22 protein-coding genes are annotated in these 23,135 nt (G+C 41.5%); 9 read left to right on the top strand and 13 right to left on the bottom strand.

The genetic code is table 11. The features are described 5' to 3' along the window. Positions 1-48: 48 nt before the first annotated feature. Positions 49-1,263 (bottom strand): chromate transporter, encoded by a 1,215-nt coding sequence (locus tag QUD05_RS28675; protein WP_289799030.1) that lies wholly within the window; start codon positions 1,261-1,263, stop codon positions 49-51. Between the two features lie 139 nt (positions 1,264-1,402). Between QUD05_RS28675 and QUD05_RS28670 the strand changes: the two genes are divergently transcribed. Continuing rightward, positions 1,403-1,825 (top strand): protein tyrosine phosphatase family protein, encoded by a 423-nt coding sequence (locus tag QUD05_RS28670; RefSeq protein WP_289799029.1) that lies wholly within the window; start codon positions 1,403-1,405, stop codon positions 1,823-1,825. Positions 1,826-1,976: 151 nt separating this feature from the next. On the opposite strand, the gene QUD05_RS28665 is transcribed toward QUD05_RS28670, so the two are convergent. Continuing rightward, the gene (locus QUD05_RS28665; protein ID WP_069074159.1) at positions 1,977-2,279 is read right to left on the bottom strand and encodes a PadR family transcriptional regulator; all 303 of its coding nucleotides are present in this window, start codon (positions 2,277-2,279) and stop codon (positions 1,977-1,979) included. A 320-nt stretch (positions 2,280-2,599) separates the two neighbouring features. Beyond that, on the bottom strand, positions 2,600-4,489 hold the full coding sequence (locus QUD05_RS28660; RefSeq protein WP_289799028.1) for a S9 family peptidase: 1,890 nt from the start codon (positions 4,487-4,489) through the stop codon (positions 2,600-2,602). Positions 4,490-4,641: 152 nt separating this feature from the next. Between QUD05_RS28660 and QUD05_RS28655 the strand changes: the two genes are divergently transcribed. Then, positions 4,642-5,333, top strand: a protein-coding gene (locus QUD05_RS28655) for an IS1 family transposase (protein ID WP_289794349.1) whose coding sequence is annotated in 2 segments (ribosomal slippage) — positions 4,642-4,966 and positions 4,966-5,333 — 693 coding nt in all. Because the reading frame shifts where the segments join, the coding sequence is not laid out codon by codon here. A gap of 63 nt (positions 5,334-5,396) precedes the next feature. Here QUD05_RS28655 and QUD05_RS28650 read toward each other — a convergent pair. Further along, positions 5,397-5,825: a hypothetical protein gene (locus QUD05_RS28650; protein WP_289799027.1), complete on the bottom strand. Its 429-nt coding sequence runs from the start codon at positions 5,823-5,825 to the stop codon at positions 5,397-5,399. Next, positions 5,770-7,215: a RecQ family ATP-dependent DNA helicase gene (locus QUD05_RS28645; protein WP_289799026.1), complete on the bottom strand. Its 1,446-nt coding sequence runs from the start codon at positions 7,213-7,215 to the stop codon at positions 5,770-5,772. Before QUD05_RS28645 ends, QUD05_RS28650 begins: the two co-directional genes overlap by 56 nt. 154 nt (positions 7,216-7,369) lie before the next feature. Here QUD05_RS28645 and QUD05_RS28640 point away from each other — a divergent pair, with 154 nt between their 5' ends. Next, positions 7,370-7,795, top strand: a complete 426-nt coding sequence (locus QUD05_RS28640; RefSeq protein WP_289799025.1) for a GNAT family N-acetyltransferase — start codon at positions 7,370-7,372, stop codon at positions 7,793-7,795. Here the strand turns inward: QUD05_RS28640 and QUD05_RS28635 are convergent. Together QUD05_RS28635 and QUD05_RS28630 are read right to left on the bottom strand one after the other, a co-directional pair. Further along, on the bottom strand, positions 7,736-7,963 hold the full coding sequence (locus QUD05_RS28635) for a type II toxin-antitoxin system RelE/ParE family toxin (protein WP_289799024.1): 228 nt from the start codon (positions 7,961-7,963) through the stop codon (positions 7,736-7,738). The genes QUD05_RS28640 and QUD05_RS28635 overlap by 60 nt on opposite strands. Continuing rightward, positions 7,960-8,217, bottom strand: a complete 258-nt coding sequence (locus QUD05_RS28630; protein ID WP_289799023.1) for a type II toxin-antitoxin system ParD family antitoxin — start codon at positions 8,215-8,217, stop codon at positions 7,960-7,962. Before QUD05_RS28630 ends, QUD05_RS28635 begins: the two co-directional genes overlap by 4 nt. A gap of 314 nt (positions 8,218-8,531) precedes the next feature. Here QUD05_RS28630 and QUD05_RS28625 point away from each other — a divergent pair, with 314 nt between their 5' ends. Beyond that, on the top strand, positions 8,532-10,988 hold the full coding sequence (locus tag QUD05_RS28625; RefSeq protein WP_289799022.1) for a HEAT repeat domain-containing protein: 2,457 nt from the start codon (positions 8,532-8,534) through the stop codon (positions 10,986-10,988). A gap of 166 nt (positions 10,989-11,154) precedes the next feature. Here QUD05_RS28625 and QUD05_RS28620 read toward each other — a convergent pair whose 3' ends face one another. The 5 genes from QUD05_RS28620 to QUD05_RS28600 all read right to left on the bottom strand — a co-directional run bounded on the left by QUD05_RS28620 (position 11,155) and on the right by QUD05_RS28600 (position 15,071). Beyond that, entirely contained in the window at positions 11,155-11,835 is a 681-nt protein-coding gene (locus tag QUD05_RS28620) for an ester cyclase (protein WP_289799021.1), read from the bottom strand. A 181-nt stretch (positions 11,836-12,016) separates the two neighbouring features. Continuing rightward, entirely contained in the window at positions 12,017-12,496 is a 480-nt protein-coding gene (locus tag QUD05_RS28615) for a GNAT family N-acetyltransferase (RefSeq protein ID WP_289799020.1), read from the bottom strand. 100 nt (positions 12,497-12,596) lie between these two features. Beyond that, on the bottom strand, positions 12,597-14,201 hold the full coding sequence (locus QUD05_RS28610; RefSeq protein WP_289799019.1) for a 2-isopropylmalate synthase: 1,605 nt from the start codon (positions 14,199-14,201) through the stop codon (positions 12,597-12,599). A gap of 95 nt (positions 14,202-14,296) precedes the next feature. Next, positions 14,297-14,818 carry a LabA-like NYN domain-containing protein gene (locus QUD05_RS28605; RefSeq protein ID WP_041565194.1) on the bottom strand — a complete coding sequence of 174 codons (522 nt, stop codon included), beginning with the start codon at positions 14,816-14,818 and terminating at the stop codon, positions 14,297-14,299. Positions 14,819-14,942: 124 nt separating this feature from the next. Beyond that, entirely contained in the window at positions 14,943-15,071 is a 129-nt protein-coding gene (locus QUD05_RS28600) for a hypothetical protein (protein WP_289799018.1), read from the bottom strand. A gap of 486 nt (positions 15,072-15,557) precedes the next feature. Between QUD05_RS28600 and QUD05_RS28595 the strand changes: the two genes are divergently transcribed. The 4 genes from QUD05_RS28595 to QUD05_RS28580 all read left to right on the top strand — a co-directional run bounded on the left by QUD05_RS28595 (position 15,558) and on the right by QUD05_RS28580 (position 19,415). Then, positions 15,558-17,921, top strand: coding sequence for a CHASE2 domain-containing serine/threonine-protein kinase (locus QUD05_RS28595; protein WP_289799017.1), 2,364 nt, complete (start codon positions 15,558-15,560; stop codon positions 17,919-17,921). Between the two features lie 328 nt (positions 17,922-18,249). Then, a complete protein-coding gene (locus tag QUD05_RS28590) occupies positions 18,250-18,657 on the top strand; it encodes a transposase family protein (protein ID WP_289795575.1) in 408 nt (135 codons plus the stop codon). A 119-nt stretch (positions 18,658-18,776) separates the two neighbouring features. Next, positions 18,777-19,058, top strand: coding sequence for a hypothetical protein (locus QUD05_RS28585; RefSeq protein WP_289795576.1), 282 nt, complete (start codon positions 18,777-18,779; stop codon positions 19,056-19,058). Positions 19,059-19,253: 195 nt separating this feature from the next. Next, positions 19,254-19,415 (top strand): hypothetical protein, encoded by a 162-nt coding sequence (locus tag QUD05_RS28580; protein ID WP_289794484.1) that lies wholly within the window; start codon positions 19,254-19,256, stop codon positions 19,413-19,415. Between the two features lie 208 nt (positions 19,416-19,623). Here QUD05_RS28580 and QUD05_RS28575 read toward each other — a convergent pair whose 3' ends face one another. Next, positions 19,624-21,948, bottom strand: a complete 2,325-nt coding sequence (locus QUD05_RS28575; RefSeq protein ID WP_289799016.1) for a tetratricopeptide repeat protein — start codon at positions 21,946-21,948, stop codon at positions 19,624-19,626. A gap of 243 nt (positions 21,949-22,191) precedes the next feature. Between QUD05_RS28575 and QUD05_RS28570 the strand changes: the two genes are divergently transcribed. Further along, positions 22,192-23,046, top strand: a complete 855-nt coding sequence (locus QUD05_RS28570; RefSeq protein ID WP_289799015.1) for a peptidoglycan-binding domain-containing protein — start codon at positions 22,192-22,194, stop codon at positions 23,044-23,046. The last annotated feature ends 89 nt before the right edge of the window (positions 23,047-23,135 follow it).

Here is a 23,135-nt window from a genome sequence, read left to right as displayed (position 1 = left end):
AAATTCACTCATCAAAACAGGTTTATAACTACTTTTGTATCGCTATCTTCAGCCAAATAATATGTGTGAAGCAAGTCCAATCGCTCCTCCTGCTAGCACCAACCAGGCTGAATTAATTTTAAATCGAAACACAGCGATCGCACTCAAAATTGCCATGATAATTGTTAACCAATCTACCAGTGCGGCTTGTCCCAATGCGTAAGTGACTCCTGCCATTAATCCTAAAGAAGCCGCATTTACACCATCCAAAAATCCGCTTGCCCAAGGAGATTGACGCAACTTAGGAACCCAAGGATTAACCACCCACACCAGCACAAATGATGGTATAAAAATGCCGATTGTAGCAGCGATCGCTCCAGCATTTCCTGCTAGCAAATACCCAATAAATGTTGCGGTGGTGAAAACAGGCCCCGGTGTAAATTGTCCGATCGCTACGGCATCTAAAAGCTGTTGTGATGTCAACCACTGGTTGCGCTCGACTAAATCCCGTTGCAGAAATGCCAGCAATACATAGCCACTACCATAGAGAACACATCCAATTTTGAGAAAAAAGACAAAGACGTTAATCCAACTGACTGATGTCACTGTTGCTGTTGTACTCCCAACCTGCGCCAGCATACCTGAAATAGGTAACAAGAATGCTCCGCTTGTGTGTCCTCTGGCTTGCCAATTTTTTAGTAGCATCACAGCAATACCTAGCAAAATCAGCACTAAAATTTCATTCAATCCAGCTAGATACCCTATGATCGCAGCCACCCCGGCAATAATTGTCGGTACGTCTTTGGCTGCCTTTTTCCCCAAGTTCCACACAGCCTGAATCACAATCGCAATAATTACAGGTTTAATTCCATAGAGGAGCCATTCTACCTGGGGAACTGTTTGATAACGAGCATAAATGGCGGCTAATGCCCAAACAATCAACATCGCAGGTAGAATAAAGCAGCTACCCGCAACTACTAAACCACGCCATCCGGCTCGTTCGTAGCCAATGTGAATGGCTAATTCTGTTGAGTTGGGGCCTGGAATCAAATTCGTAATTCCCAGTAAATCTAGCAGTTTCTCCCGGCTCATCCACTGACGGCGATTCACCACTTCATTGTCCATCATGGCGATGTGGGCAGCAGGGCCACCAAAAGCGATCGCCCCCAACCGCAAAAACACCGCCGCCAGTTCTGTTAATCGCTGCTTTTGTTGTTTGGGAGTCAAAACTTTATAGGAAACCACTTCTTGCTCTTTTTGGATATCCTCAGCTTCTTGTGTCACTATGGTTTTCCTGATTAATGATGATGACAAAACTACAATATCGGATTTCGATAACGAAAAGCTATATACTTAGAAATAAATTTGTAATACTATGCCATTGACTAAAATACGGTAATAAAATAGAGATTACGGAGTATGTATGAGTGATGTCAAGAAAGTGAGCGATGAATTTTCGCCAGGTGGACAGCCAACCCCAGAGACACTAAAACAGCTTGCTGATGAAGGGTATAAGTCTGTGGTGAATCTGCGATCGCTTGATGAAACTGGAGCGTTAGCAGACGAACAGCAACAAGCAAAAGCCGCAGGTCTTGAATATGTCAATGTTCCACTCAAGACAAATTCAGCCAACGACAACTTGACTGCAACAGTTCTCTCAGAACTAGAGGAATTGCCGACTCCTATATATTTTCATTGTGGTGCGGGTGGACGAGCCAGCGCCTTAGCGCTCATTGCCTTTGCAACTCAACAAAAGCTGAACCGTGAACAGGTTTTAGCAAGAGCAAAAGAACTTGATATCAACCCAGATCAACCTCATCTCCAGAAGTTTTTAGAAAACCTCTAGTCAAATAATTTTGGATTTTAGATTTTAGATTTTAGATTGACCCCATACTTTCTTCGGGAGTTGAGTCAAGAATCTGAGATTTGAGCTAAAACGGGCATTTAATCCAAAATCCTAAATTTAAAATCTAAAATTCGGTGAAGGGATGATTTTACTATTCCTCGAACAATTCGCCAAATAATTCCCGTACCTTTTCTTTAGCATCCTCTAGGGTCATTTTTCCTAAATCGGTAGCTCGATAGAGTCGTCGGCTTTGCCGCCCCGATCTCTCCTCAACAGAATATAGATATCCCTTGCGCTCCATATCATGCAACATTGGATAGAGTGTTCCGGCACTGAGTTTATAGCCGTGACGTGCCAGTTCTTCAATAATACCTAGCCCAAAAATTTGCTCCTGAACTGCATGATGCAGAATGTGAAGCCGAATCAAGCTTGAGTAGAACTCTCTTCCATCCATTGAGCAAGGCTTTTACGACACTTAGAATTTCATTTTCGCTTATCGCGCTGGGCATTGTGGGATTTTTTTATCGAGGATGTTGGAGNNGCAGATAGCGCAGCGTTAGCGAGTCCGCGAGCGTCGGGCAGTCAAGAGNNNAGGATAACTGCCCGACGCTCCTCTCCTGAGCTNACCGCTGCGCTATCTGTAACAGCCCGCGACTATAGGAAGCAAGGGTTTAAGACAAGAACTCCAAAAATTCTAGTTTTGTGGCTCTTTTTCAGGAGGAGTTTGAATCCCCAACTGAGGTAAAACCTTCTGCCTCCTGCCTCCTGCCTTCTTCAATTAACTATTCCTGAATGACCGGGTATATCTGCCAAAGGTTCAAATCTGCCGCCTAAATATTTGGCGAGAAACTCTTCTGCGATCGCAAAGAAGTGCAACCGATTTTCTGGTCTGGCAAAACCATGTCCTTCATCTGTATAAAGCGCATATTTCACTGGTAAACCAGCTTGCTGCATTGCGTTGACAATTTGATCACTTTCTGATTGTTTCACTCGCGGATCATTTGCACCTTGACCGATAAGTAAAGGTTTTTGAATTCGGTCAGCGAAAAATAAAGGCGATCGCGATTTCAAAAACTCCTCTTCTATCTCCAAGTTACCGACACGATGGTAAAGCATTGCCTTCAATGGTTCCCAATAAGGCGGTATAGTTCCTATCAGCGTAATTAGGTTACTCGGCCCGACAATATCCACACCAGCGGCAAAAACTTCTGGTGTAAAAGTTAACCCCACTAGGGTGGCATAACCGCCATAAGAGCCGCCCATAATCGCAATCTTTTGCGGGTCAGAAATACCTTGTTCCACTAGCCAGTTAACAGCATCAATCAAATCGTCGTGCATTTTAGCAGCCCATTCCCGATTTCCAGCATTCAAAAATGCTTTGCCGTAGCCAGTGGAACCACGAAAGTTTACTTGCAGAACAGCGTAACCCCGGTTAGCTAACCATTGCGCTTCCGGATCTAAACCCCAGGTATCCCGCATCCAAGGACCGCCGTGAACCAGGAGTATTGTTGGTAGATTCTGGCTAAGTATTCCCACAGGGGTTGTGAGGTAAGCGTGGATAGTTAAACCATCCCGTGCCTCGTAGGAAATCGGTTGCATTGATGCTAACTGCAAACCTTCGAGTTTGGGTTTGTTGCTAAAGAGGAAAGTGCTAGTTTTCGATTCTCGGTTATAGGCATAGTAATAAACTGGACCATCGTCTGTGTTGTAAGCTAATAGCCAGTTTTTATCTTCCAAATCGCGGCTAATTAAAGAAAACTCCCCAGAACGTACCTTGGCAATTTCTTCAAAATCAGCGGCGATACTTTCGTCAATTACCTGCCATTCCTGTTTGTCTTTGTAGAAAGAAACTGCTTGGATAACTCGTGTTACAGGCTGAATGACTATCCCCATAACATCATACTGCTCATCTTGGGCGATCGCTGTTTCTTCACGGGTATCTAAGTCAACAGCTAGCAGACGTTGGGCGTTAGCATCATGACTGCCTTCAATATAAAGTGTTTTGCCATCAGCCGAGAAGCTAACAGAATTCCCTTGTTCTTCTAGTCCCCAGTGACGGAGAACATCCCACTCTTTATCCGTAGTTTCCCGTAATAACAAATCGTAACCACCATCAGGAGTACTAGCTATTGCTGCACGTACTTGGAAATCAGCGTCAGATGTCCAACTGATAATGTTACCGGGGTTATCGGTGTCGAACTCAACCGCACCATTTTTTAGATTGATGCGATAAACGTCAAACTTTTGGGGATTGTTCAAGTTCAACGCTACGAGTGCTTGATCTGGAAATTTAGGTTCCAGTTCCACAAGTTCGGCTTTTACACCTTGGAATGGCGTTAAGTCACGCACAATCTTGGAGTGGATATTAACCAAGTGGAGGTGAAAGTTCTCGTCACCATCCGAGTCTTGCATATAAATCAACTGGTCGGCGTTATAAGTCCAGAAGAAAATGCGGATACCGCGCTTTTTGTCAGCAGTTAGTATTTGGTCGTCTTCTTGTCCTATAGTTCGCAACCATACCTGCAAGACATTTTTCTCATCAGGGGCGATATATGCCAAGTACTTACCATCAGGCGAGAGTTGTGGGCTAGTTTTTTCGGGATTCCCAAACAGAATTTCGCGCGGAATCAACGGTGCTAGAGAGGGCGCTTGAGCAGATGACATATTTTTATCCTCTACTTGATTACCCTATTGTCACTTGGTGGTGAAAATGACAATTCATCCTATTGGATGAACCTAGCTGGAGAATATGTAGCAGAGCAGGGCAAAGAAAAAAAGGCGTTGCATAATGGCGGTATGAATTGAGGTAAAACTGGATGGAATGTCCGCGTTGTGGGTCGTCTCATATCCGTAAGAACGGAAATAAAAGAGGTAAACAGAATCACATTTGCTGTAATTGCGATCGCCAATTTATTGATCGGTACGAACCACCTCAAGGATACAGTGATGAAGTGAAACGGGAATGCCTGAAAATGTACGTTAATGGTATGGGATTTCGTGGCATTGAACGGGTCAAAGGTGTGCATCACACGACATTGATTACTTGGGTAAAACTTGTAGGAGAACTGCTACCTGATGTTTATGATCCAGAGACAATTCCAGAAGTTGGCGAACTCGATGAACTAGAAACGTTCGTCGGCTCAAAAAAAACAAAGTTTGGCTTTGGACAGCAGTGAACCACTTCACACAAGGTATTTTAGCGTGGGTTTTGGGCGACCATAGCGCCGAAACTTTTCGACCGTTATGGGATATTGTAGGTACTTGGCAGTGCTATTTCTATGTCACGGATGGATGGTTGGTCTATCCAGGCTTTATTCCAGAGGGCGACCAGATTGTGAGCAAGACTTACATGACACGAGTTGAGGGGGAAAACACCCGGTTGCGCCACTATCTCGCTCGATTGCATCGAAAAACGCTATGTTATTCCAAATCAGCACAAATGCTGAAATACTCGATTCGATTGCTACTTCACTATCTCAAGTTTTGGGATGTTCCAGTTTCAGTATGATTCATACCGCCATTATGCAACGCCAGAAAAAAGTTTTAACTTACTCCCTGTCCCGCTATAAAATTATTTATCTTTTCTTTTGCATCTTTCTCTAACAAGACGCTGCGCGATCGCAGTTATTAAAAAAAATCCACGTATTCTAGCGGGAACACCTGACGGCGAACAAGCAGCAAAGGAGTAATACTCGTAAATGAGTCTTTTATATTCGGCGATGAGTCTTTGATACTCGTGAATGAGTCTTTTATACTCGGCGACGAGTCTTTGATACTCGGCGATGAGTCTTTGATACTCGGCGATGAGTCTTTTATACTCGTGAATGAGTCTTTGATACTCGGCGATGAGTCTTTTATACTCGTGAATGAGTCTTTGATACTCGGCGACGAGTCTTTGATACTCGGCGATGAGTCTTTTATACTCGTGAACGAGTCTTTGATACTCATTGACGGCAATTGTCGCAATGTCCGCAACGCAGGTTAGCTGCTTCTTTGTCAAAACCAAAGGCATTTAACAAAAACTGCCAACGACACTGCTTAGTTGTTAGGTATTGCTGCATCTGTTTAACAGCGTGTAATTGCGTCGGTGGCTGATTTTCGGCTTTTTGCCCAATACTGTAATGGAAAGGATCAAGCCAGTTTAGCTGACCGTTGCTATGGAGTAAAGCTAGCGCCGTTGCACCTTCGGGAAATTGTCGAGTTACAGCATTCACTTCTCCCTGTTTTGGTAATTTTTTCACAAGTTGCTGCGCTATTTGTTGTTGCGATCGCATTTGTTCTTGAAAAAACTCCTGTCTTTGCTTATCCCCTGAATCTAACCACCCTGTAGGTTCACTTATCAATGTCAACGCTTCTGCTGGTTTCCCATCCCTTCCAGCGCGGCCAATTTCTTGCACATATTCAGATAACAAATGCGGCGCGTGAAAGTGGGCCACCCAGCGAACATCACTTTTATTTATCCCCATGCCAAACGCACAGGTGCAAACGACAAAAGGCATTTTACCACTTAACCAGCTTGCTTCTACTTCACGCCGTTCTGTTGCACCCAATCCTGCATGATAGCTAGCTGTAGCGTAACCCATCTCTGCTAACCATTGGGCTAAATCTTCACTATCTCTCCGAGTGCGAACATAAACTAACCCCGATTGTTGCGGTCTATTTTGAATAAACTTTAATAATTGTTGTTTTCTACCTCGTGGTGTCCAAGCGATGCGAACGCTGGGATGCAAGTTCGGACGGTAAGGATTCAAGCGGAAAATCTCTGGTTGCTGTAATTGTAAAACTGTTTGAATAATTTTTTGGGCTGAGGGGTCAGCAGTAGCAGTAAAAGCGGCGATACTGATTTTTGTTCCTGGTGGTTTTGATTTGAGCAATGCCGGACGCACCGCCCCTAATCTGCGATAAGCTGGACGAAAAGTATCACCCCACTGCACTAAACAATGAGCTTCATCTAAAATCAAACCATTAACTTGCAATTGCGGCTGGCATAATCTTTCCCACACTGGGACGCTTAGCAAAGTTTCGGGCGATAAATAAAGTAATCTTAGCTGTTGACGTTCTAAAGCTTGCAGAGTTGCACGGCGTTGAGATGAAGATAATTCACTATGTAAAAGTGCTGCTTTTTGGTGACTTTGTAGTAATTCCTGAACTTGGTTTTCCATCAACGCCACCAAGGGCGAAACTACCAAAGTTAATCCTGTTTGTAGCAGTGCAGGAAGTTGAAAACAAATCGACTTACCGCCACCTGTGGGCATAATAATCAGCGCATCTTTCTGTGCCAATAAACTGCTGACAATTTCTCCCTGTGGTGGACGGAAATCTTCATAACCCCAGATTTGTTTGAAAGCAGCGAGGACTTCTTGCCAAGATTTTGTTGTAGGCTGATTCATAATCAATAACTATATGCACCCATATCTTTGAATGCTGAATATAGCCTCTCTTATGCAGCTAATGGTTCAGTAATTTCATCATTTGACACTATAAACCACTGACCCCAAGAATGAATTATAATTTTCCAACCTATTAAATAAAAGATATAGCGAGATGAATGAAGAATTAAAACATCGATTTTACATCAACACCGATAAATCTAAATTAGATATTCAAATGATTCATGATTTTTTACAAACTTCCTATTGGGCTGAAAATATTCCGTTAGCCACGGTGGAAAAGTCAATAAGCAATTCCTTATGTTTTGGACTTTATGAAGATAATCAACAAGTTGGCTTTGCACGAGTCATCACTGATTATGCAACTTCTGCGTTATTAAAAGATGTTTTTATTTTAGAGCCTTATCGAGGACAGGGTTTAGGAAAATGGTTTGTAGAATACATTTTAGAATATCCAGAATTGCAAGACGTTCAAAGGTGGTTGTTAGGCACTGGCAACACGAGTAATACTAATTCCGTCTTACCTTGGATAGTAAAATATAATGTAATCATTCACAACAAAACTGCGCAGATTTGGTAAAAGCCTTCCATAGCTTTTTCCCATATTAGGGAAACTCGCTACTAATTTACATTTTGAGCGAATGTCATCAAAAAGCTTACTGGCTGCTTTTGGGTTACTCCGAGCAATATATTCACAAATTTCATCTAAATCTTGAATTGCTGCATCTGAAAATGAATAATTACTCATTCATAGGACTCCTCAGAAATTAGACGAATTTTTTCTTGTAATCTGGCAAATACAACTTCGCCGTCAGTTACTTGTCCCTGAGCAATTTGTTCAGTTCCTACAGAAATTTTTTGCCGTAATTCTTCAAGTCGCTGCTCTCTTTCTTGTAACAGTTTAAAGGCTTCATTGATGACATCATCTGCATTAGTAAATCTACCACTTGCAACCTGTGCCTGAATAAATTGCTCTAGTTCTGGTTTAATTTGGATGTACATATTTTTTAGCTTTATAGAATTAATATTTTTATCTAGATTCTAACAGCATTGACAGAACGAGAGAAAATCATGCTAACCAAGCTTGAGTAAAGCGGGGGCAAAGCAGTGCGACGCCGAATAGCCCGCACTTCGGCTGCGCCCTTCTCTACGAGAGGCTGCACTTCGACTACGCTCAGTGACCACGCCAACGGCTACGCTCAGGACAGGCTCAGTGACCATCGTAGACATCGCTAACCCACATTGACAGTTAGATTACAATCTTAGGTATAGTTTCTCTGACTGGAGTTGTTCATCGGGTGATTCAATCCGATTCAATGACAAAGCATACCAGACAAGTATTACTTAGTGCGCTCAAGGTAGTTGTCTTATGCCTGACACTGTTCCTACTATGCACAAGCAATAGTTGGGCGCAAATCACTACTGACAGCAAAATTGCTCCCCTGATTGAGAAGCTGATAGATAACGATGCCCATATCAGAAGCCTTGCAGCAGACGCATTAGTTAATATCGGTTCGCCAGCAGTGCCGTCTCTGATTGAGGCTTTGAAAAATCAGGATATTAATCTTCGCTGGCACGCCGCTTCAGTTCTAGGAGATTTGGGTGCAGAAGCAGCACCAGCAGTCCCAGCCTTAAGTGCGGCATTGCAGGATGAGGATGGACAAGTCCGCTTGTACGCCACCTTAGCTTTAGGAAATATTGGTACAGCAGCCAAAGCAGCAGTTCCATCGTTGATGGCGGCATTACAAGACAAGGAGCAATTCGTTCGCATTTATGTTCCTTCTGCACTCAGAAAAATTGGTGTAGAAGCGAAAGTAGCTGTCCCAGTATTAACTGCTGCCTTAAAAGATAAAAACCCCACTGTACGTTACAATTCTGCCTATGCTTTGGGTGCAATGGGTACAGAAGCAGTATCGGCTGTCCCGAATTTAATTGCGCTGTTGAATGATAGCCAGTTTTACGTGCGTTTAGGTGCTATCAAAGGTTTAGGAGGAATAGCAGCAGGCTTTCAGGACAAGGCAAATGCTTTACCTACCTCCAAGTTGCAGAAAGTCATCTCAGACTTTGAAGAGGTATTGGCAACTATACAAAAATACAAAGATAAATTCACTGAGACGGACATTAAGCTGATACGTCGCCCTCTCAATGCCCTGAAAGCAGAAAAAGAAACTCGCCTCTTTGATAGAGTTCTGGAATCGCTATTTAAGCATAAATTACTTTTGGGAATTGCCGCCTACGTTATCTTATTGCCTTCTATTTGGTTAATTCTCTTGCGGGTAGCCCCTTTATGGTTGTTGAAAATTAACAACGCCCTCAAACCCTACACAGATTTTTCTCTCCCATTTATCAGCGTTAATGTACCTCTGCGATATGTGCTATTTGTTGGCTGGTTTCATTACCATCCCAGAGTATTAGATGCGTGGGTAGCTAAATATATCAAAGCAGCCCGCGAACAATTTCCCAAAAAGGATACAGTTAGCAGTCGCGCCTGTTACATTCCCATTCCCGTTGTTCTGGATGGTACAACAGTTCCCCAACTGATGAATGAGAATTTGCGCTCAACTTTTGAGAAACAACGTAGCTGTCTAGTAATTGGTGGGGAAGGGGGTGTAGGTAAAACCAGTTTAGCGTGTCGAATCGCTGGATGGGCAATGGCTGAGACTGAAGACCAACAACTCTGCAAACATTTGATGTTACCTGTGCTTTTAGAAGAAGAATTTCGGGTAAGTGAAGGTAAGTCGCCGCTTTTAGAAGCTATCAGAGGACAGTTGCAAGCTTTAATTGATGAACCAGAGCCGATTTGTCAAGAATTACTGTTACGTTTGTTAAGAAAGAAACGCATTCTAGTGATTGTAGACCGATTCTCAGAAATGAATGCGACTACACGAGAAGCAATTGAGCCGGAGTCGCCAGAGTTTCCGGTGAATGCGTTGGTGATTACTTCCCGAATTGAGGAAAAGCTGGGGCGGGTTAATAAGACGATAATTAAACCTCTGCGGATTGAGGCGAATAAACTATCGTCCTTTATGGAAGCTTATCTCATGCAGCGAGGTAAACGCGATCGCTTTACTGACCAGGAATTTTTTGACGCTTGTAATCGTCTTTCTCTGATGGTCGGTCAAAATAATATCACTGTTTTGCTGGCGAAACTTTATGCTGAACAGTTAATCGCCAGTAAAGACGTTACATCGAATATTTCTGCGTTACCAGAGAATATTCCTAATTTGATGCTGGGTTATATCAACGAACTCAATCGTGATGTTACAGACAATCAATTTGATGACCGCACTGTTCATCAAATTGCCAAAACCATTGCCTGGGAATGCTTGCAGCAAAGTTATCAACCAGGAACAGCCAAGCGTGCCGATGCGGTTGCTGCATTAGCAAATTTGGGTATTGATGACCCCGAAGCACACCTCAATTATCTGGAAAAACGTTTGCACCTGATTCAAACTATCGGTTCTGCCAAAGATAGAATCCGTTTCTGTCTTGACCCTTTAGCTGAGTATCTTGCAGGTTGGTATTTAATAGAATTGTATGGCAATAACGATAGCAAATGGCGATCGCATTTTTTCAAAAAGGCGGACGATTTAGTTAAAACAGGCGCACCAGATGCCATCAAAGGCTTGTTGTTAGCAGTGCGAGATTGCTACTTATCTGAGGTTCAAGGTAGCAAAGAAACGGATTTTGTACCCCAGAAGTCGGGTAAACTGGCTGGGTTTACACCTTCAGTCAATACACCAGCTACTACTGTGCAAATACGAATACCATAAATGACATTTTTTAATTTCTTAAAATTTCTCTGCATCCATTATCAGCCTTAATAATAAATCTTAAATTGCAGACTTTCGATGATTATAATCACTCGATCGGCGCTTACTGCTGTTTGCTAAGAGCGCCGATGAGCGTGCTATTCGATAGACTATAACTAAATGAAAATTAGTGATTGTTCTGATTTTGAGAATGGAAAGGACAACCACCTGCCGTTAATTTCTGAAGAAAGACATTATTATCAAAATAATGTTCTAAAGACTCAATCTTCAAATCATCAGTGACGCGAGCAATACTAACTCCGACGATTTCTATTGTTTCACCTGTGGGTGCATAGTCCTTATAGGAACCATTAAATGTTCCCCAATGTCGCCACTTAAAGGTAACATTAGGCGGCCCCGAAAGGACTTCTGTTAATTCCCAAAGAAAGCCATTGGGAAAGGCTGTATGAAAAACTTGAAATGAAGATTCAAAGGTTTCTGTTTCAGAGTCATATTGCTCAGTTTTACCCAAAAACAGGTTATAAGTCCCTTCATCTGCAACATCCTGAGCGGTGAATTGTTGTCCGCCATTGGTACTCATCTTAAACTTATCAGTAACAATCGAAAGCCACTGTTGAGGATTAGATTTATTAGAAGCTTCCATCTCAAAAGTGCGGACTAAGTTTTGAGCGATCGCTTCTAAAGAACCTTCAGGATGTTGAAATTTACTCTCTTGATGAAGAAATTCATTGGTGTATGAATAATCTGGGCGTTTTCCTTCTCGCCACTGTACTTCTTCATCATGAGCAATGACTATATCTCTATCTTGTAACCAGAGTGGCAATTCTGTTGTTTTCTCACTACTCATACAAGCTAACTAGTTATAAACGTCGTTTCTTAGAATAAAGTTTTATGCATATAAGTAAATATAAAAATCTAAAAAAGTAAACAATATTAATAATTAAATCAATATTGCACAAAGCTTCTTGAGCTAGAAACTTATCCTATTGAATTTAGAAACTTTTTAGTCTGCAAAAAAATTGGTGTACTTAAATCAAATCTAATTGCATTATATTCCCTTCAGCAAAACCGAGGCTGGAGTAAACTGGTTTACCCAATGGCGAGGCATTAAGAACCACTCGCGTGCAACCGATCGCTTTTAAATATTCAATTGCTCTATTAGTCAGAGATTTAGCAATGCCTTGTCTGCGGTAAGACTCTTCAACATAAACGCCCCAAATATATCCAAATTTGCGGTATTCATCTTTGAAAACATTGGGGTATAAACCTGCAAATAGTTGACAACTTACAGAACCCACAACTGTATTATCAATCTCTGCAATAAAAGCCTTATAAAATAAATTTCGACGCGCTTCTTCTATAAATTGCAGGGTAATATTCTCCCATTCCATAATAATATTACTCTCATCAACACCAATATCTAACCACATTTGGTAAGAGTGTTTTGCAATCAGTGAGTCTTCTTTGATTGTGCCTTCTCTGATAGTTGTATGTTTTTCTGTCAGCATAATTTCCAACAATTTTTGTAACTCACAAATAACTCCTCACCAAAGTTGGAGAGGAGTTTGTTAGCATCAGCTAAAAACTAGCAGTTTCACAGATACAATCTCAGACTTTCTGTGCAGTTACTTCCTCTGGCTTTTGTTGAGTTTGCAAAGATGCATACAACCTATTCAAGGCATTTACATAAGCTTGTGCGGATGCCACGATGATATCTGTGTTCGCTGCATGACCAGAAAACACTTTAGATTCATAACGTAAACGAATCGTCACTTCGCCAATAGCATCAATACCAGCTGTTACTGACTGCACAGAAAACTCAATCAACTCGTTAGGCACATTCACCACCCGGTTGATGGCTTTGTAAACTGCATCCACTGGGCCAGTACCGATCGCAGCATCGGTTAATTCTTCACCTTCTGGAGTACGCAGAGTAACTGTAGCAGTAGGACGGGCGTTGCTACCACAGGAAACTTGCACCAACTCTACCCGGAATAAATCGGGCGCTTGTTGGATTTCATCGTTAACGATCGCTTCCAAATCCCAATCAGAAATTTCTTTCTTTTTATCTGCTACTTCTTTGAATCTAACGAAGGCTTTATTTAACTCACTATCCGACAGTTCAAAGCCCAATTCTTTCAACCGAGTACGAAAAGCATTTCTCCCTGAATGTTTGCCCAAAACAATTTGATTGTCTGTTAAGCCAATCAATTGGGCATCCATAATTTCATAAGTTAGCTTGTTTTTTAGAACACCATCTTGGTGAATTCCCGACTCATGGGCAAAGGCATTCGCCCCAACGATCGCTTTATTTGGTTGTACCAACATTCCCGTCAAATTAGAAACTAAGCGTGAGGTTTTATAAATTTGTCGGGTGTCGATATTTGTCAGCGATTCTTGAGAATCTTCTGGTCTGCCGAGATAAGGGTTAAAATATTGCCGCCGCACGTGCAACGCCATTACCAATTCTTCTAGTGATGCATTGCCGGCACGTTCGCCAATGCCATTGATCGTACATTCTAGTTGCCGCGCACCATTTTTTACGGCTTCTAAGAAGTTAGCAACTGCCAAGCCTAAATCATTATGACCGTGAACGGAAATAATCGCTTGGTCGATGTTGGGGACATTTTCAATAATGCCCTTAATCATTGCTCCAAATTCGCTAGGAGTTGTGTAACCGACAGTATCGGGAATGTTAACTGTTGTTGCACCAGCTGCGATCGTTCGCTCTAAAACTTGATACAGAAATTCTGGATCGGTACGAGCCGCATCCATCGGTGAAAATTCGATATCTGTCATGAAGGACTTGGCATAGGCTACCATTTCTTCGGCGATCGCTAGCACTTCTGCCCGTGACTTTCGTAATTGATACTCTAAATGAATATCAGAAGTCGAAATAAATGTGTGTATTCTGGCATTAACTGCTGGTTTTAATGCTTCCGCAGCCGCTTCAATATCTGCCTTAATCGCTCTTGCCAAACTACAAATTACCGGGCCATTTTCTGTCCCGACAATTTGAGCAATTTTCTTGACTGCTTCAAAATCTCCGGGACTGGCAAAGGCAAAGCCTGCTTCAATTACATCTACACCTAGACGCGCTAATTGCTTGGCAATAACTAGCTTTTCGTCTATATTCAAAGTCGCTCCCGGACACTGCTCTCCATCTCGCAATGTTGTATCAAAAATGATAATTCGATCTGTTTTGTTTGTCATTTGCCGTTTGCTGTTTAGTGTTTACTTGAGGCTTAATATATCTTCAACCCTAGTTTTTGTTTTACTCTTACTTTTGTAAATAATTGTTAAAGCTACTAACCTTCAGTTTTTTCTATTTGATCTCTGATATCATTTAAATCTATATATCTATCAGTAGCATTGCGTAGTTCTCTAGCAATCATTCCTTCCGTTGATACTACCGTAATATGTGTATTTTTTGAGCGTAATAGTTCGATTGCTCTTTCAAAATCTCCATCACCACTGAATAATACTACTCTGTCATACTGGTCTACTGTATTAAACATATCTACAACAATTTCAATATCTAAATTCGCTTTTTGCGAGTAACGACCTGACGTATCATCATAATATTCTTTAAGAATCTTAGTTCGTACTGTATATCCTAGACTAATTAGAGCATCTCTGAAACCTCGCTGGTCTTGTGGATCTTTTAAGCCAGTGTACCAGAAGGCATTAATTAATGTTGTTTCTGATTGCTCATGTTTGAAGTATTCTAAGACTCGCCGCGGGTCAAAAAACCAGCCATTTTTTTGTTGAGCATAGAACATATTATTTCCATCTACAAAAATAGACAGACGATTCATTGGAGAACCCATACAAATTTACACCTAATAATATATATGAATTTAGATGGAACAATAGATTATAGCAATTTTCAAATGCCTTGTTTGCTAATATCTATAACGTAGTTCTTTATCTATAGCTTTTATCCTACCTCTTTCAAGACATAAAAACGCCTGCAATATTGAAGTTGAGATCCTGGGTGTTAACCTGATTCACCTCCAGCACTGCAAGAGCCACTTGGCGATCAAAATCTACCCATAAAATTGACCCAGTAACAGCATTCATCGCTGCATAACACTAAAGTTTACTCCTAAAGAGGTATAACATAGGCTTAAGGTAAGATATAAATAAATGCCTATCTTTCGGCAAAGCTGTCAGTATCAGAACACGCTTTCTGGAGATTACCAACATTGCACCAGAGACAGAAGACAGCCTTGGGACTGCTTCTGGTATAGCATCCAGTTAGTAACGTAGTTGTTGGTTAGGTAAGGGTAAAATCTTGCCACAACCAAATTCACAGCTAGAGTATATCCGGCTCCGATCTATGAGACAATCACTACTTGTAACTCATTCAACAGAAAAAGAATAAATTAAGTAGTGGTTGAGTAAGAATTTTTTGGGGGCTGGCTCTGCCAATAAAAGTTTGTTGATGAATAGAAGATACTTTACAAATGTATAAGATTATCATTTAAGTCTTATTTCAATGTGCTTACACTAAAACGCGGTCTGAATAAATAAAAGTGTTGGACTAAAATCAATCAGTAACACGATATGGCAGAAGAACCTACGTCTACCTTAACTAAAAACTATGTCTCTACTGCCAATAAACTGTCAAGTAAACCAACAAAAGTGACTTCAACAGCATCTGCTCGCCACTCCCGGTGGATGGTTCGCTTAGGTCATCTACTGGCAGGTACTTGGGCAATTGGGGGCGCACTATTGAGCGCTTCTGGTGGGGAATTGGTTCAATTGATGGAAAATCAGGTGCTTTCTGGCTTTTTTCAAATGCGCGGGCCGATTGTGCCTCCAGAAGACATTGTAATTTTAGCAATAGACGATCAGTCAATATCGGTTCCCGAACAGTACTATAAAACCGATCCGAAACAGTATGGCTACTTAGAAACGCTGAAATCTTATCCTTTTAAACGGGCCGCATACTCCCAGGTAATAACAAAATTAATCGAAGCAGGTGCCCGCGCTGTAGCATTAGATGTAGTTTTTGATACGGCAAGCAGTTATGGAGTTGCAGACGATCGCCAATTCCAAGCAGCATTGCAAAAATATGGCAATAAAGTTACCTTAGCAGCCATATACGAAAATTCCCAGACGCACCAAGGGTCTTTTACGCAATTGACTGACCCACAACAAATGTTTCGTACAGGGTCAGTATCCATTGGCTCAGTTAATTTCCCTTTAGAAGTAGATGGAAAAGTTCATCGATTAGCGAGTGAGTATCCCAAGTTATTAGGTGAAGATAATTTATTTACCAAAAAGCGACTCTCTTTTGATGAAGCCGCGCTGAAGGCAGCACAAGTAAATTATCCCCGACCAAAGGGCGATCGCATTTATTTNTTGGGGCCTGCGGGTACATTTGAGCAAAAACCTTTTTGGCACGTACTCGACCCGGAAAACTGGAACACCTATTTGCAGCAGGGAAAAGTTTTCAAAGACAAGATCGTGCTGATTGGTGCAACAGATCAGTTACATAATGATTATTATCCAGTCGCTGGTAGTAATAGCACTGAACAGATGTCGGGCGTGGAAATTCACGCCAATGCGATCGCAACTTTGATGTCAGGAAAAGCGATCGCCCCAGGAATTAAGAGTCCACCATTGCAGGGTTTGTTTGTGCTAATGCTAGTAGGCAGTTCAGCCTTGATGATTAGCAGACGCAAGCGTAGTATTAATAGATTTTTCTATAGCCTTGGCCTGTCTGGCGCTTGGGGAGTAATTAGCTATGGGTTATTTGTCTATGGTCAGTTAATTTTCCCCACTAGTGTACCAATAATCGCGATCGCCATGACCGGAGTTTGCTATTTGGCAACCTCAGTCATCAGAGAAAGCATCAGAAAACGCCAATTGGTAGACATTTTTCAGAAGTATAAAACTTCACCCGTTGTCCAAGAGATTATCAGCCAACAAGATGACTTCCAACACCTAATTCAGCAACGAGATTTAGCCTTATCTGGCAAAGTTTTGGCTAGACGCTACAAAATTGTCAAAGTTCTCGGTTCTGGTGGATTTAGTGAAACCTACATTGCCGAAGATACCCAACGTCCTGGTAATCCGCAATGTGTTGTCAAACAATTAAAACCAGCCAACACCAAACCAGAAGGATTGCAACTTGCCAGACGTTTATTTCACTCAGAGGCACAAACACTAGAAAAATTGGGAAGGCACGCTCAAATTCCTCAACTTTTGGCCTATTTTGAAGAAGATGAAGAATTTTATTTAGTCCAAGAACAGATAATTGGTCATCCTTTAAATCAAGAACTTCCAGCAGGTAGAGCAATTGAAGAAATTGCAGCGATCAAAATTATCAGGGACTTATTGCAAACATTAACATTTGTCCATGAAAACCACGTGATTCATCGGGATATTAAACCCAGTAATATCATCCGGCGACACTCAGACGGAAAACTAGTATTGATTGACTTTGGAGCCGTCAAGGAAGTCGGCATCAAACAACTCGATCGCCAAGAGTCAACTCCTTTCACCATTGGTATTGGTACTCAGGGTTACGCACCAAGCGAACAATGTTTTGGGCGTCCACACTATAGTAGTGATATCTATGCAGTTGGCATGGTTGGGATTAAAGCTTTGACTGGTGTAGCACCCCGTGAGCTAGATAGAAATTCTGATGGAGAAATCAAATGGAGCAATCGCACTCAGGTGAGCCACTCCTTAGCTAAGATTCTCAGTAAAATGGTGCTGGATGACTTCAAAGAGCGATATCAGTCTGCATCAGAGGCTCTTAAGGATCTTGAAGCTCTGAAAGCTATTAAAGCTCTTGATGATTTGGTAAATTCCCAACACAGAGACTATATTCCACAAGATGACTTATTAATGAATACTTTAGATGAATTAGGCGCTCCCACAAAATCTTACTCAGAACCATCCTCAGAAAATCCCTGAGAAGGAATGCAGGGACAATATTTAGATATAAAGGGAACAGCGATCGCGCAATTCTTACTAAGCTATATTACATTGTGTTGACAAAAAAGCACCTTATTTAATTGTAAGAGGTGAAGTTTGCGATCGCACTTGGCCAGCAGCTATACGAGTGATATCATGTCCGCTTGATTGCTTATTAAACCCGAAGAACCCCACCCCCGCCAAAGCTACGCTTTGTCTCCCCTCCCCGCAAGCAGGGAGCAGGGTGGATTAATTGTCGAGAGAGAAAATATAACATAGAAGGATGATTCCTTAAGAAAAACACGGTTCTCCCAGAGGAAAGTTAGGAATGAATTTAATCGAAGCAATCCAAGGGGTTCCCGATTATCGACATGCTAGAGGTATTAGACATAGACTTTGGATAATACTAACTATAGTTTTGTTAGGTAGTTGTACAGGATATTGGGGGTATAAACCTTTAGCTGAGTTCACAAAAAATCATCGATTATCTCTAATCAAATTATTAGATTTATCTCCAGATATTCAATTTCCGTCAGCATCAACATTCAGAAATATTATGATGTCAATTGATTTTCAGATATTAGCTGAACTGTTTAACGTCTGGGCAGAAAAGAGTTTGCCAATTAATTTCAAAGAATTATTTGCCATCGATGGGAAATGTATTAAAAGTACTGTAACCGGGGGAAATCAATCCTATCAAAACTTTGTGAGTATCGTTTCAGTTTTCAGTTTATAGTCATCAGCAAGGATGGGTAATCAGACATCAAGCTATGGAAAATAACAAAAACAGTGAGATTAGTGTGGTAGAAGAGCTAATTAAAAAGCTTTATGGGCATCATATCGTGATTACAGCCGATGCACTACATTGCCAAAAAAACTGTTGAGCTGATTATCGAGGGAGAAAATGACTACATTATTACTATTAAAAGAAACCAGCCAAATCTCCTGAAAGTAGCTACTGAGCTAGCTGAATCCTCAATCGCTATCGATACCAATTACCATGATGAAAATTTACATGGACGAAAGACTACTCGTCAAGTCAAAGTCTATCCAATTCCATTTGAGTCACTACCTGATTGGGTTGGCGCTAAAAGTTTAATTGAGGTTAACAGATATGGAACTCGACCTCAAGGATAGAATTGTCGTCGCCAGATTGTTGACTATCATGAACAACACTTTTATTTAAGTAGCTGAAATTATTCAGCTTCAGAATTCGCGGAGATTATTCGTGGTCATTGGTCAATTGAAAATCAACTTCATTGGGTCAAGGATGTAACTTTAAATGAAGATAACTGTATTCATACTGGCGGTTTTTCACCAGCTAATTGGGCGATGGTCAGACAGTTTTTAGTTTCCCTGGCTCGTCAGTTAAATTGTCGGACTCTTCCCGAAGCGTTAAGGCTGATGGCTAACCAACTTCAAATGATTTTTGATGCGCTATTTGACCACTCCGACTCCTTTTGCCCAATGCCTGTGAGTCCAATGGTCGAGTGAGAAAACTTTTTCTCGCCCGACAATTAATCCACCCTGCCTCCCCGCAAGCAGGGAGGGGATTAAGGGGAGCCAGTGCGGTCTTCTCCCAAGGGGAGACGCCAAGGGCGATGGGGTCTCCCCAAGTGGAGCATCTGGCGTGTGGGGTGCAATGACTGTGGTTAGCATAACTAATTATGCGGACATGATATGATGCATTGTTTGCGTATAATTACAGAGAATCAAGAAAAATTTGCATATCCTGTGCATCTTGTGTCATCCCTAATTGCTTAAAACCATTAATAGCCTTAGTTGACCATTCTTGAGCCTTCTCTACGCTTCCCCACTTTTTCTCCCAACGGGCAAAAGAACGTTGATAGCGAGCTAAACGCCGCTTGTTGTGAGTCATTTCAGCAACAGTGAATCCTTGAATTAATAGCTTTTGAGCTTCTTCGCGATCGCCTTGTTCAATGGCAAGATCAGCCAGCCAATTGCTCGCAGAATTGATCACCCGATGCCAACTAATGTTTTCTGCACTTCTCATCACCTCTTGAAATAGCTGCTTTGCTAAAAGATATTCACCCTCTAAATAAAAGATTTCAGCCTGATGGTAAAGAACGGGAATAAAATAGCGGATATGCTGTCGCTCCTCAAGATTTGCCTCGATCACCAATTTTTCTTCTACCGTCAGCCAGTGGCGTGCATCTTGATAATCCTTTTGTCTAATTTTTAGCCTAGCCATACTTTCGGCTAAGTCAGCCTGAACGCACAAATCCGCATGGTCACGCAAAATCCATGTCCGCTGCAAAATTTCGTCTGCTTCTTTCAGACTTACAGAAGAACACTCTCGAATTAGTAACCAGCTTTTGCGGACGGTGATTTTTACGAAAGAAGACCATTCCCCACGGCGTTCTGATTGTTCAATGAGCCATTGCAGCCAATCTAGGCGATCGTCCCAGTAAGCGTAGACATTTGCATAATGGATCAAGAGCATCCATAAATCTCTAACTGCTTCGTAGCGGTCTTGGTCTTTACACCAATAAAGTACTGTGCGCAGATTTGCTTCTTCTGGCTCTAACTTATTGTAGTGTATCCACTTTTCCCAATCTTCATCAGCATAACTGTGGGCAAAATCCAAATACCATTTAACCCACCTATTACGTGCTTCCTTCTCAAAATCTGGGTAAGCAGCCAATTCTGCTAAAGCGTACTCACGAGTCAGAGAAAGCATTTCAAACCGCTTAGTCTCTGGGTTTAGATTCACCAAGGAAAGTTGCTGCAAACGTGCCAAGCCATTATTTACAGGATCAGGAGCGGTTGTTAGTCCAGCAACCTCAGCCACAGCAGCAAGTATGGGAGAGTCAGGAAAAATCGCTAGTGACATCAGTAACTTGTGGGGTGACTGTCCTTTGATTCCTTGCACTGATTGCTCGAAGCAAAAACAAGCTACATCATCTGTAGCCGAGGTTAATCGATCCAATACCGAGTTTAAAGAGTAGCCACTGGATACTTGACCGATCGCATACACAATCGCGAGAGGGATTCCACCAGTGTTTTTGTAGAGCAGCTTTGATTCCTCATCGTTGAGAGCTATACCTTTTTCTTCAGCTTGTTGTCGAATCAGCTGCAAACCATCATCTAAGGGCAAGTTTCGTAGACGAATCGGTAGCAAGGCAATTTGCTCACGGGTAGTAATTACCACTTTGACGCAAATGGGCAGATTATATAAAAACTCAATAACCTCATCTCTGTCTTCTATAGTCTCCATGTTGTCCACAATCAACAGTGTTCTTTGTCTTGAGAGACTTTGGCGTACACGGTCAAATTGGTCATTGGCAGGAGATTGAATAATCGTAGGATCATCTAAAGCATTGGCAATTTCCCGAAAGATATCGCGCAGGTTACGCTGTCCCTGTTGCCGCCGCAATATACTATTGTTGGGAATAAGTTCTTGTTGTTTGGCTGAAGTGAAAATAATCGCCTCAAATTTTGGTGCATCAGAAAAGTTTTCATTACTGGCTTTTAAACACAGGTAAGCAGCGGCTAACACCAACGCCGTTTTACCCACACCACCAATACCATGCACCGTGATGATATGAGCGCCATGATCCGGTGAAAGGCGTTTTAGTAGCTTATTCATATCCGGTTCCCGGCCAATAAATTGCGTGTAAGTTGGTGCTGGTAAATTGTGGGGAATAGAGCGGCTTTTGATCGTGGATACCACAGAATTTTTGCGATACCCATGTTTTTCTAAAATGTGGACAAGATTACTGGACTTGACAGTGTTATTTGGTTCTCCTGTCAAAATTTCAATGTCCCGATAGATATTGCTTAACCCTGCTCTGACAACAGAATTTTCCTTGTGTAAATCTTGACCAATCTTTTTCAAGCTACACCCACAGAGTAACCCAAGTAACAGGTCTTTCCTGGTACTTTGTCTATAACGTTTTTGAAGCATAGACTCTAAGTCAGTCAGTAGTCGGTTTATCTCCCAGCCCTGCAAAATCTTGCTATTCCAACTTTTAGGTAAATTCCAAGGTTCTGACTGACCTGACATAAATATCACCTAATAAATTTGTCATCAATGTGGCATTAATAACAACATTTTAACGAACATGAGTTTGATAAATCACTAACATTTTTTTAACAATGTTAATTCATGCCTGAAATTTAATCAGTAAGCTAATTTATAAGTCTATTTTTTTCTCTAGTTGTTAGAGGCTAGAGGCTCTCGACATACTACCTTCTAAGCTCTAAAAGTAGACCCGGTTATTTTTTTCAGAAATTACTCAATAAAACTATGACAAAGAAAGCATTTAGTTTCCTAAATCTCTTGTTTGGGCTAAAACAATCCCGGCGTTATTTCCCAGAAGAAAGACAAGTCTGTGTATTCAATAAGCGTCCCATATTATACCGAGACTTTTCGCCAAATTCTGCACAAGAATCAATTAATGAACTGCAAGAACGACTGCAAGCTCAGGGGTTTCTCTCAACTCTTAGTGGTAAATTTGACTTAGAAACAGAAGAGGCTGTAATAAAATTTCAGAAAGCCAATAATCTTCAGGTGGATGGAGTAGTCGGGCCACTAAGTTGGGCTTGCCTTTTCTACCCAAGGCTTTACCGCAATCAGAAAAGTATGTCGCCAAAATTACAGGATGCTATTAAGGAACTGCAAACTATCCTTAATGAAGAAGGATTTTTAAAAAAAGAACCTGATGGATATTTTAGTAGGGAAACTGAAAGAGGTGTTAAACGCTTTCAAAGAACTTATGGACTGAAAGATGATGGCATAGTTGGGGCTGCGACTTGGGCTGTATTAATGGGAATGCGACAAAAAATAGATAACAAAAGCTTTCTCCAGTTAGTTTATTTTCTATCGCCCCAATCCTGGTTTTTTTGTGAGCAGCTTTTAATGATCTCTTTCATTCTACTGGGTATTTATTGTAGCCCCATACCAGTAGCAGATGAACTGAAATGGAATATAGCCTTAGCAACTGCCTATGGACTCACCTGTATAGTGCCTTTTCTCTTGGAGTGTTTACCGCTGAAGCCCTCGAAGCACTCAAGTTTACCGCTTTTAGAATATGCTCCTTATGTGTTAACTGGTATCTTTTGGAAACCAATTATCGGTTTTTTGGGGACATTGTTTAATTAACATTGAGTGGGTGAATAGATGATGAGCGATCGCTGTGCTTCTAAAAATAGCGATCGCCTATCCGACTGATGCGATCGCACTTTTTGAGA

Origin of the sequence: Nostoc sp. GT001 (assembly GCF_030382115.1) — a bacterium.
Taxonomy (GTDB): domain Bacteria; phylum Cyanobacteriota; class Cyanobacteriia; order Cyanobacteriales; family Nostocaceae; genus Nostoc.
This window is presented reverse-complemented; position numbering and strand designations above follow the sequence as displayed.